The organism is Ruminococcus sp. (assembly GCF_019417665.1).
In the GTDB taxonomy this organism is placed as follows: domain Bacteria; phylum Bacillota; class Clostridia; order Oscillospirales; family Ruminococcaceae; genus Ruminococcus_C.
On the sequence record NZ_DXUU01000075.1, the window covers coordinates 1 to 8265 of the forward strand.

Annotated in this window: 11 protein-coding genes; all 11 read right to left on the reverse strand. The window is 50.7% G+C overall.

Annotated elements, in window-relative coordinates:
* Window positions 1–172: 172 nt before the first annotated feature.
* The 11 genes from QZ375_RS12830 to QZ375_RS12880 all read right to left on the reverse strand — a co-directional run bounded on the left by QZ375_RS12830 (window position 173) and on the right by QZ375_RS12880 (window position 8180).
* On the reverse strand, window positions 173–499 hold the full coding sequence (locus QZ375_RS12830; protein WP_295219649.1) for a YjcQ family protein: 327 nt from the start codon (window positions 497–499) through the stop codon (window positions 173–175).
* 29 nt (window positions 500–528) lie between these two features.
* On the reverse strand, window positions 529–762 hold the full coding sequence (locus QZ375_RS12835) for a hypothetical protein (RefSeq protein WP_295219650.1): 234 nt from the start codon (window positions 760–762) through the stop codon (window positions 529–531).
* A gap of 5 nt (window positions 763–767) precedes the next feature.
* Complete coding sequence (locus QZ375_RS12840; RefSeq protein WP_295219651.1) at window positions 768–2339, reverse strand: phage minor capsid protein; 1572 nt, start codon at window positions 2337–2339, stop codon at window positions 768–770.
* Window positions 2339–3676, reverse strand: coding sequence for a phage capsid protein (locus QZ375_RS12845; protein WP_295219652.1), 1338 nt, complete (start codon window positions 3674–3676; stop codon window positions 2339–2341). Before QZ375_RS12845 ends, QZ375_RS12840 begins: the two co-directional genes overlap by 1 nt.
* Before the next feature lie 3 nt (window positions 3677–3679).
* On the reverse strand, window positions 3680–4939 hold the full coding sequence (locus tag QZ375_RS12850; protein WP_295219653.1) for a PBSX family phage terminase large subunit: 1260 nt from the start codon (window positions 4937–4939) through the stop codon (window positions 3680–3682).
* Between the two features lie 382 nt (window positions 4940–5321).
* Window positions 5322–5888: a bacteriophage Gp15 family protein gene (locus tag QZ375_RS12855; protein WP_295219654.1), complete on the reverse strand. Its 567-nt coding sequence runs from the start codon at window positions 5886–5888 to the stop codon at window positions 5322–5324.
* Entirely contained in the window at window positions 5885–6238 is a 354-nt protein-coding gene (locus QZ375_RS12860) for a DUF6673 family protein (RefSeq protein ID WP_295219655.1), read from the reverse strand. Before QZ375_RS12860 ends, QZ375_RS12855 begins: the two co-directional genes overlap by 4 nt.
* Window positions 6239–6253: 15 nt before the next feature.
* Complete coding sequence (locus tag QZ375_RS12865) at window positions 6254–7075, reverse strand: hypothetical protein (RefSeq protein ID WP_295219656.1); 822 nt, start codon at window positions 7073–7075, stop codon at window positions 6254–6256.
* A complete protein-coding gene (locus QZ375_RS12870) occupies window positions 7068–7508 on the reverse strand; it encodes a chloramphenicol resistance protein (protein WP_295219657.1) in 441 nt (146 codons plus the stop codon). Before QZ375_RS12870 ends, QZ375_RS12865 begins: the two co-directional genes overlap by 8 nt.
* 4 nt (window positions 7509–7512) lie before the next feature.
* Window positions 7513–7848, reverse strand: coding sequence for a minor capsid protein (locus QZ375_RS12875; RefSeq protein ID WP_295219658.1), 336 nt, complete (start codon window positions 7846–7848; stop codon window positions 7513–7515).
* On the reverse strand, window positions 7845–8180 hold the full coding sequence (locus tag QZ375_RS12880; RefSeq protein WP_295219659.1) for a hypothetical protein: 336 nt from the start codon (window positions 8178–8180) through the stop codon (window positions 7845–7847). The genes QZ375_RS12875 and QZ375_RS12880 overlap by 4 nt, the downstream gene beginning before the upstream one ends.
* Window positions 8181–8265 lie beyond the last annotated feature (85 nt).

Below are 8265 nucleotides of genomic sequence, written 5' to 3' on the forward strand. Positions count from 1 at the left end.
CGACAAAATTATGCTCGAAAATCCGCACATAAAAAGATACTGAACAGGCTCTTACGCTTTCCTCGTCTGCCATTCAAACCACCTCCTACAGGGCAGAAAAATAGCGCCCGGATTGCTCTGGACGCTGGGTTTTGGGTATGAAAAAAGCGCACCTGGTGGTACGCTTAATCAATTATAAACCTGGAATAAAGTCCTTTGCTTCTTTGATAAAATCTTTTGCTTTGCTCATCAATGAATTTTCTTCGAGATATTCAAGTCCTTTTAATGTGATTGTTGTGTTAGGCAAAATTTGAACTGTCGGAAACGCTTCACCAACATATGTTTTCACATGAAGATTTTCGATATATCCTGCTTTGTACAATTGTATCAGCAGTTTATCTCTTCGGCTTTCCGTGATTTTTAGATGCTCTGCCGAAATAGCATCAGCATCAAATCCATCTGAATCCATAGCTGCTTCCAATGCCTTCAGGATTCTGTATACAATTGTGAAATTGTTCATTGTGCAAAGTGCGCCTCCTTATGATGGATTTAATTAAAATATCTTTCGATATCAACATCTGATTCTATGCTCACACCAAAATCAACACTGTTTCTTACTTTTATCTTTTTTCCATTTGGCAAAGTATAAATTTGTAACTGTGATCCATCTACATCACTTAATGAATCTCCATTAGTGATATTAGGAATGTGTTGTTCTATCGCAGAGCATTGCCTTGAAAAAATATTTTTATCATAAATGTTGCAAATTTTATATTCAAACATTCCAATCACCCCAATCCAAACTTTTTATTTACTTCTTTATTTGGACGCATTGAGCTATCAACAATAGCTTTATAAACATCTTCTTCGTTGTCGTATATTTGACTGTATTTTTCAAAATAATACGAGAAATCGTGAAGTGGAAAATCTTGATCAAGCCATTTTCTCTTTTCTTGATCTTCCATAAGCTCTCGTGCCTGGAATTTGTACTGGTTCCGTAACATATGAGCTTGTTTTGCCTGCTCTTTAATTGGTTTACTTGTATCAATATGCCTATATATTTCTTTGTCATGTGCATCATACCATTTACGCACATCAAGATCAGACATTTTTCCTCTCATGTGTATTATATCATTGTAATCTTTGTGTGTCAAGTCATTTTTCGCCGCATGCACAGCCTTCTGCGCCTCACTCTTCCCGAATCCTGCGACCTGTTCACGGAACGTATCACGCCGTCGCCCGGTCTGCCGGCAGAAGTCGTTCAGAATCCGCTCAGAATCTTTCAGTTTCGCCGCTGTGACCATGTACTCGGTTTGCAGCACCATCCGGGTGTCCTCGTCCGGTGCGTTGTCCATAGCCGTCTGCGCCGCCAGCGTGCGCCGTTTCAGCGCACGGACTTTCCGCTCTGCCGTGCGCTGCATCTGGCTGACCTCATACTCCGTGTACTTCTTGCCGTTGTATGGGATGCTCTTTTCGTCCAGCTTTTTCAGCTCTGCCTGCGTGTAGTTCGGTGTGGAAAGCCCCGGATAATACGGATGCCAGTTGTGCCGACAGTTCCAGCCCTTAAAGCCATCGCCTTTGCCGTAGCCGATCTCGTGCAGCGTGAATACTTTCAGCCCGTCAATGACCTTTTCCTTGCCGTTTCCACGGATGCGCACAAGCTGCCCCTGCCATTTCGCATGGTCCGGACGTGCGCCGGAATGGGCTGTCAGCTCCATGTAATCACACCCGGAATCCTCTGCACGCTTTTTTGCCACTGCCGCCGCAGTCTGTCCAACGCCAGTCAGCACACACCGCCGCACCGCAACGTCAATGCGGTCACGGTGCCCGGTTGGGTAGGTGACATAGGCGCCGCTGTCTGCCAGATTTTTCACCGCCATGCGGATGGCTTGCTGGTAGCTGAACGCACCGCTGGACACCTGCATATACGCCCGGTCACAGGCGGCAATAAAGGCTTTTTGCGTGGTGCTTGCTGTGGTGCTGACCAGATTATTCATGGTACCAAGCGTCTTTTTATACCCGGCTTCCAGCACCTGCTTCATGCCGCTGTCCTGCCGGATATCCACCGGAGCTTCTCCGGCTTCTTCGTGAATTTCGTTGTCGATCTCCACTGTTTCCACACCTGCGTCCTCAAACAACGCCTTGACCTGTTCCACGCTGGCATCGGTACGCTGCGCAATCATGGCAATGATATCATCATACAGCAGTCCGGCGGTCTGCAAAACCTGTGCCTGATATGCCGTAGATTCCGACACAAAGCCCATTTTCAGCATACGCAGCACCATGTCTGCAATGATATCATCCTCAAGCTTCTGGTACAGCGCAAGCAGCTGCGAGACATCCGGTTCATAGTTCTGCATTATGTCTCACTCCCGGAAAACAGTCCGCCGTCGTCCTCCTGTTTCGGCAGATATTCCGACGCTTTTTCCGCATCACAGCCAAAGTACCACATGACAAACTGTTCCTTGCTGTACAGCCCGGCGCTGACCATCTGCATCCGCCGCTGGAATTCCTTGTCCGCATCCTCCAGGACACCGTCCCCGAAGGTGCAGGAAAGCTCTGCCTGTTCCTGTGTCCTGTTGGCGTAATAGTCCCGGTAGTACTGCATCCCGTAGACAAGATCGTCCAGCGCTGTCCGCAGATTCGCCTGAATATCGCCGACACGGACAAAGCTGCGCTGCTTTGATGCCCGGACTTCCTCTGCGGTTTTTTCCACATCCGAAACCTCGGAAAATGTGCCGTATGCAAGCCCCACTGCGCTCTCAATGCGCCGCAGCATCTGATTCAGCGAATTGAAATATGCCGTATCACGGATTTCCGGGGAGAATGTCTCCATAAATGGCTTGTTGTCCGCCGTCTGCACGATCTGATACATGCGCTCCCTGCCCTTTGGCAGAACAGGCTTTCCGCCAACATACCGGAACAGATCGGCGCTTGCATTGACCGCACGCTCTGAGGATTCCAACTCCCAGAGCGTGCGCTCCCACTGCACATCTGCATCACGGATAAATCCCACTGCATCCCCATAGACGGAAACGCCAAGGGGAGAAGTGGGGTCAATGTTGTTTGCATCCGGGTTCTGGAATACGGCGAACAATGGGCGCTGTACATTTTCATACACCTTTTCCGGCAGAATATCCGCCCACTGCGGCACCTCGGCAAGGCTGCACTCTGTTCCCAGAATACCCGGCATACCGGACTTGAAACACCGCTGCCGGATGGTGTGGGTTCGCTTGTTCCTGTCGTAGGTGTGCTGCTCCAGTCTGGTGTAGTAGGTTTTTCCCACTGCGATCTCCTCCGGGCAGATCACGCCGTCACAGGTGCAATCCGTATAATTCACAGGCAAGTAGGCATTCTGCGGCACAATGTCCACCAGAACATCGCCGGCATAATACGGTTTCAACAGCAAGCCACCCATGGAAAGACCCATGTCCAGACAGCGCCGCAGCTTCGGCACCATCGCCTGGAATCCGCTGTTCAGTTCCGTGTCACTGACTTCTGCGGTGAATTCCGTTAAAGTCAGTCGTTTCAGCTCTCGTGCAATGGCAGCCGGCAGCCGCATGGGTCGTACACGCTTGTTCTGCCATGCAGCCTTATTTTCGTACATATCTTCCCACAGCTGCATCTTCTGCTGCATGTCGCCGCTGACAAGGCAGGGCACACCAATTGCCGCCGCAATGGCAGATGCATCGATCATGTGTTATCCCTCCAATCTGATTTCCCGGAGTGTCTGCCGCATTGCCGTTCTAACGAAATACCGGGTGTCGTCCATGGCGTGGTCGTTCTCCTTGATCACTGCGTCAGTCTGTGCTTTTTCATCCCAGCAATACAGCCCGAATTCCCGGATGATGTCTTCGCAGCTCTCGTGGAACTGTAAATATCCCAAGTCCAGCAGGGTGGCAGTGTCCCGGATGCCGTCCAGCACAGCATTGTCCGCCTGCCGTACCCGGAACAGCTGGTGCCGCCGGATGCACTCAATGAACGATGCCGCAGACGGATCCACAAGCACATACTGTATCTGCTCCGCCAGATCTCCGGCAAGGCGTACCAGCTCTGCATAGTGTTCTTCATCGGTGCGGCGTGTCCCGGTCTCCCGGCTGTTCCAGTAATATTCCCGGATTCGCGTGGCTTTTCCGGTGTACCAATTCATCGCCCACAGTCCCATGCTGGTCGGGTTCACTGTACCATAGTCGCAGGAGATATAAAAGTCGCAGTCTTTCATGTCAGGCAATTCATGCACCACGTGCTTTTCCTTGTCAAACATGGGGTAGACCAGACCTTCCGCCACGCACCACTCACCGAGAATATACCGGCGGTAGAATACCCCGGAAAACATGGATTCTGACCGCCGTATCTTCTCTGGCGTCATGACCGGATTATCCTGCATGAGGAAGTGGATGTGCCGTGCGTCACTGCGTTCGCCCTTGTCGCACTTCTTCACCCACTGCTTGTAAAACCAATGCTCCGGGCTGTCCGGATTGCAGTTAAACCACAGCTTTGCGCCATCCACAGACAGGCTACGTGCAATTGCCTGATTCACAAAGGATTCCGGCATGAGTGCTACTTCATCAAACAGCACGCCGGATAGTGTAAGCCCCTGCACCAGCTTATAGGATGCTTCATCCTTGCCGCCAAACACGTGGAACCGGTTTGACGTGCCGTTCCCAGTGACCGTGAGAATGTGCTTGCTTCCCAGGTAGTGGAGTTGGAAATAGTGGGTGATGTCCGCCATCTGCTCCAGCTCCATGATGATGTTCCGCTCTGCGGACTGTACCGTATTGCCGCAGATGGCAAACCGGGCATTCTGAAAGCTGGACATTGCCCAGAGGATAAAGCTGCACGCCATGGATGCTGTCTTGCCGGAGCGCACAGAGCCGTCACAGATCAGTGCATAGCTGCCCGGCTGGTAGCACCAGCGAAAGACCTGCTTTTGCTTTGCAGATAGTTTGGAAAATGTCACTCCGTCACCTCCATACGGGCATAAAAAATGCACCCCCGGTTTCCCGGAGATGCACGTTTTTTTGTTTTTCTTGACAATTTTTGCGAGATCTGGTATACTACAGGAAGAGAGCATACCATAAACGGTAGGCGGTCAATCCACGCTCCCGGAAGGGAGTGGTTGCTATGACTTGGATGGAGTTTCTTACATTCCTCGAAGTTATTTTCCAGGCTATTATCATCCTGCAAAATTGCAATAAACGGAAATAACCGCCCTAGCCTCGCAAACTGAACGGTTATTTCTATAATCTTCACTTGGGAGCGACCGTCTACTGGTATGCTCTTCCTTTATTCTCATTATACCCGATTCCACCCGGTTTGTCAAGAGACAGACCGTATTTTTTTTATCCGAAAAACTCGCCGCACTGATAAGCGTCCAGCGATTCCCGTGGGATGCGGATCCGCTCCTGGATTTTTGCGATTCTGCGCCGCTCTTTCTGATCTTTGACAGATGCCAGATTTACCGCACGGTATCCCATGCGCTGCTTGATTGGCGTATCATCCGGCAGAGCGTCAAACAAAGCCAGAAAGACGTGCCAGTGCATCTGCGGCACCGTCATAAGGTCGATACGGTACACAGACAAAAACGCCGCATAAATGTATGCTGCATCGAAGCTCCAGGAAAGCACCTTGTCTGTGGATTTCCGTTCCGTCTCTCTGCCGTTCTCTGGCTGCGGTGCATCCTTTCTGGATGCAAACAGGATCAGCGCTTCCAGAGATTCCTGGAGCAGCTCCGGCGGCGGCTTTTCCTTGTACCACTCCAGCATCAGCAGAAGCTTTTCCCGCTTGTCGATGCTGCTGTCCTCCTGCATATCAAAAAAGCGCAGCCAGTCCCGGAAATCCGTATAGACTGGATACGCCTTTCCTCCGACATCCACGGTATCCGGCGGTGCTTCATAGAGCAGGTTCACCGTTTGCCGCCTTTCGGCAGATACTTCCGTCGAATCTGCACCATCTCTGCCTGAGACTGCGCCGCCTGTTTTGAAACAAACGCCAGAAAATCACCGTACACTGCTGTATACTTTCGTACATTGTCCGGCACGTCTGCAAAAATCCGTGCAGCTGTACCATCGCCGAACAGGGAATTATACAGCGTGCGGAATGCCTTGCAATATGCCCGGATGTATGCGGCAGCTCCTTCGGACTTGTCCTTCGGGACGTCTGCTTCCAGCCGGTCAAGTGCTGCCTCGTACCGCTCTACGGTATCGGCATCCTCAATGTCAAGATGCAACTCCAGACCATTTACTTTCCATATGGTCATATCTTCCACGGATTATCACTCGCTTTCCTTCACAACATTAATGCGGTATGTTCTGGAAAGGTTACCATTCGAAACAATGATTGCAAACTGCTTCTCTGCGCTTGCTGTATTTCCAACGGCAGAGATGCTGCCCTGACCATATGCCGCCTGATAACCTGCATCGAACAGCGTGATGGAATAGGAGCTGCTTTCCGCTTTTGCGTAAAAGTTATATACGCTGGTAGTAGTCGGCAGCGTATATGTAACGGTATCCTTGTTAAATTCCGGTGTAAGTTCGATTGCGCTCGCGCCGGATGTCACGCTGAGTTCTGTCAGATATGGGGCAATTTTCTGACCCTCGATGGAAATGGTCTGCCAATCATCCGATGTTGTGACTGTCACATCCTCCATTTCACCACGTGTCTTAAAGTTGCCGGAATAGGTCATGCAGTCGGTAGTATCGCCGTCTGCATCCGGAATCACAGCATAGTCCCGCATTTTGCCCTGTGCAGTATAAATGCCTCCATGTTCCTGCACTGTTGTCATGTCCACCTGGATAATGCTGCGGACAGCATCCTGTCCCAGCAGCTCGTTTTCGTGGATCCCGATAATATCATCCGTTACAGGGTGCTTTTTATATCGATCCAGTGCGTAGGATGTGGCTGTATTGTAGCCGGTGATGTCCGTGCGCTTGAAATCCTCGTCCACATACTGACGTTCGTATTCTGTAGGATTCTTGGACGTGGAAAGACTTGTGAAGCCCTCCATACGTGTATATGCGGAATTGCCGGGCACCAGATAGAATGCCAGCTTTCCGGTACGCAGCACAAGGTCTGCGTTTTTCAGATTATTACCCATTTGTGTAGTACCTCCGATCTTGATAGTACAATAATCTCAGTTGTATTTGATACCGTGCAGTATCGTCTCCGGTATCGTAGGCATAGCCGCTGGACGTGATCTCAATTAGATACGGTGTACGGTAATCCCCAAGGTCGGGGAATATGCCCTGCCAATTGTTACGTTCCACCCAGTCCGCAAAATCATCATAAAAGCCGGAGTTTGCAATATTCTCCAGCACCTTTTCACCGTATTTCTCCCGGCTTGCGAACACGAACAGGAACTGCCGCTTGTCGCTGCCGTCCGTGTATTTCTGCACGATCGGCTCGCATGGCGTAGTGTCCACGGTGTATCCGATGGCATCCGCATCCAGCTGGTCAACGCCTAAAATAGCGCCGTCTTTCAGCAGGGGACAGCTTGCAATGTAGTCCCGTATCGCCTGAATGATCGCCATAGCATCACACCTTTCCGGGAGCGATATTCCGTGCATTTTTCAGGATGATCTTTCCGTGGTCAGCCCACGCCCGGAGCGCCCACTTTTTGCCACGAAGTCCTTTGGATTTGCCATAGCGCCACTGCTTAATGGCGTATGGCGTTTTCCACATGAGATAGCCGTCCTCAGGCTTGCTATGTGAAACGCCGGAATCCCGTAGCATACCCGTGTCAAATGGCACGTATGGATCACATTTTCGCAGCAGCTCATTGCCAACGAACGTGACGGCATTCTTTTTCAGCGTTTCAGACTTCGCTTTCAGCTTTTTTGTGCTAAAATTCATCTTGACTTTGATGATCATACCGCAGTCACCTCGATGTGCTGCACCTCTGGAGAACCATAGCGGAAGTTCTTGACTTCCATGACTGTCCGGCAATTCTCCGGCGGTTCTGCATCGTTGCATCTGCCGCAGAAAATCCGGTCGTTCCGCTTCGGGATGTAATCGGACAGGGAAGAGGCTGGAATGATGCACAGCACGCTGTCCTGCTGCTTCATGGTGCCTGTGCCAGACTGCGCCTGCCCTCTGGCATCCTCACAATATATCGTGGGGATAAAATGCCGTATATATGTTTCCATGCGGTCTGCGCCTACCTTGCGCTCGTATACCGTGCAGCCGATTTTGTTCGTGTACATCAGTAGCACCCCCTGTACAGCAATCCTGTGGTGCCCAGATAGCGCATACAGATGCTTTTGAGATAATCCTGCAGACCAGATGTAT

Excerpts from the sequence above, each read along its gene's own strand:
- QZ375_RS12830 (WP_295219649.1), bottom strand. The coding sequence starts at position 499 with ATGAACAATTTCACAATTGTATACAGAATCCTGAAGGCATTGGAAGCA.
- QZ375_RS12835 (WP_295219650.1), bottom strand. The coding sequence starts at position 762 with ATGTTTGAATATAAAATTTGCAACATTTATGATAAAAATATTTTTTCA.
- QZ375_RS12840 (WP_295219651.1), bottom strand. The coding sequence starts at position 2,339 with ATGCAGAACTATGAACCGGATGTCTCGCAGCTGCTTGCGCTGTACCAG.
- QZ375_RS12845 (WP_295219652.1), bottom strand. The coding sequence starts at position 3,676 with ATGATCGATGCATCTGCCATTGCGGCGGCAATTGGTGTGCCCTGCCTT.
- QZ375_RS12860 (WP_295219655.1), bottom strand. The coding sequence starts at position 6,238 with ATGACCATATGGAAAGTAAATGGTCTGGAGTTGCATCTTGACATTGAG.
- QZ375_RS12865 (WP_295219656.1), bottom strand. The coding sequence starts at position 7,075 with ATGGGTAATAATCTGAAAAACGCAGACCTTGTGCTGCGTACCGGAAAG.
- QZ375_RS12870 (WP_295219657.1), bottom strand. The coding sequence starts at position 7,508 with ATGGCGATCATTCAGGCGATACGGGACTACATTGCAAGCTGTCCCCTG.
- QZ375_RS12875 (WP_295219658.1), bottom strand. The coding sequence starts at position 7,848 with ATGATCATCAAAGTCAAGATGAATTTTAGCACAAAAAAGCTGAAAGCG.
- QZ375_RS12880 (WP_295219659.1), bottom strand. The coding sequence starts at position 8,180 with ATGTACACGAACAAAATCGGCTGCACGGTATACGAGCGCAAGGTAGGC.